The 1,547-nt window shown below is 73.6% G+C and carries 1 protein-coding gene; it reads right to left on the bottom strand.

The window, feature by feature from the left end:
- Nucleotides 1–1,104: MMPL family transporter (locus MCM47_RS40530; protein WP_374209286.1), on the bottom strand; the 1,104-nt coding region annotated here is incomplete at its 3' end.
- Between the last annotated feature and the right edge of the window lie 443 nt (nucleotides 1,105–1,547).

Here is a 1,547-nt window from a genome sequence, read left to right as displayed (position 1 = left end):
GAGGAGGGCGTTCCAGACCCGGCCGCCGGTGGTGGCGGCGCCGGGCCGGCGCAGCCGTGCCAGCAGCGGGACGCGGCCCTTCTCGACCCGGTCGCCGAGCAGCGAGAGCAGCGCCGGCAGCACGGTGAGCGAGCCGAGCACCGCGGTGATCACGACCACGATGGTGGCGTAGGACATCGCCTGGAACTCCGCGATGCCGGTGAGGAACATGCCGGCCATGGCGACCACGACGGTCACCCCCGAGACCAGGACGGCCCGGCCGCTGGTGGCGGCGGCGATGGCCAGCGCGGTCGACGCGTCCCGCCCGGCGGCGCGCTCCTCGCGCTCGCGGCGCAGGTAGAAGAGGCAGTAGTCGACGCCGACGGCGAGGCCGACCAGCAGCATCACCGAGCTCGCGTTGTCGCTGGTGTGCAGGAATCCGCTGCTCAGCGCGACCAGTCCGCCGGCCGCGACGAAGGCGGTGATGGCCAGCACCACCGGGAGGACGGCGGCGACCAGCGCGCCGAAGGCGACCAGCAGGATGCCGAGGGCGAGCGGGACGGCGGTCCACTCGGCGCGGGCGAAGTCGTCGGAGAACTGCTCGCGGATCCACTTGCCCGAGCTGGCGTCGCCGAGTTCGACCACGGTGAGGTCGGGGTGCTGCTCCTGAACGGCGGCGACCGCGGCCAGGACGGCCGGGACGTTCTCGACGGCGTCCTGGTGCTCGCCCTTGAGGGTCAGCTGGACGAGGGCGGCGTGGCCGTCCGCCGAGACCGCCCTGGTGTCGTAGGGGGAGCGGACCTCGGCGGCCTTGCCGGTGGCGTCGATGCCGGCGATCACCTGGCCGACGGCGGCCCGGAAGGCGGGGGCGTCGGCGGTCAGGGCGTCGCTGCGGACCAGGACCGTCTCGCTCGCCGGGGACTTCAGCCCGGCGTCGTCGAGGATCCTGGCGGCGCGGGAGACCTGGCCCGGCATGGACTCGGCCTCCTTGACCTGTGTGCTGCCGTGCAGGCCGCCGAGGACGGCGGCCAGGACGACGAAGAGCAGCCAGCCGAAGACGGCGGTCTTCCGGTGCCGGGCGCTCCAGGCGCCCATGGCGGCGGCCACGCCGAGTCTGGTCTTCACGAGAGTTCCCCCAGGGAGAGCGGCGGCCGCCGCCGGCGGAGGGCGGCGGGTGCGCGGGGCCGGACGGCCGCCGGAAGCGGGCGCCGGTTGCAGGATCCGGCGTCGCAATCGACGGTAGAAGAGCCGGAGTTGAGGGGGTATCCGGCTGGCGGGGGAGTTACCCCGGGGGTCCTCCCAGGGGCATGGGGTGGGGTTTTCCCTACCCGGCGACCCTGACTTTCTCCTCCCCCGGTCCGGGATCTGGCTCCACCCTGAGGGGGAGATGTCTCCACCCCCAGCACGAGGTGAGTGGGCTGGTCGGCAGGCGAAGATGGTGCGGGGCCGCCGCTCGGCGTCCCCGGGGGGATTCGGCCTGCGGGGGAAATGGCTTGCCGGGCGGCTAGCAAGTTCTCGTAGGATGATGCCCACACAACACTTACCTGCCGACCGGCTAGGGGCGGGGG

This window comes from Kitasatospora sp. A2-31, assembly GCF_022288725.1.
Taxonomy (GTDB): domain Bacteria; phylum Actinomycetota; class Actinomycetes; order Streptomycetales; family Streptomycetaceae; genus Kitasatospora.
Note: the sequence above shows the minus strand (reverse complement) of the source record. Positions and strands in the feature narration are given on the sequence as shown.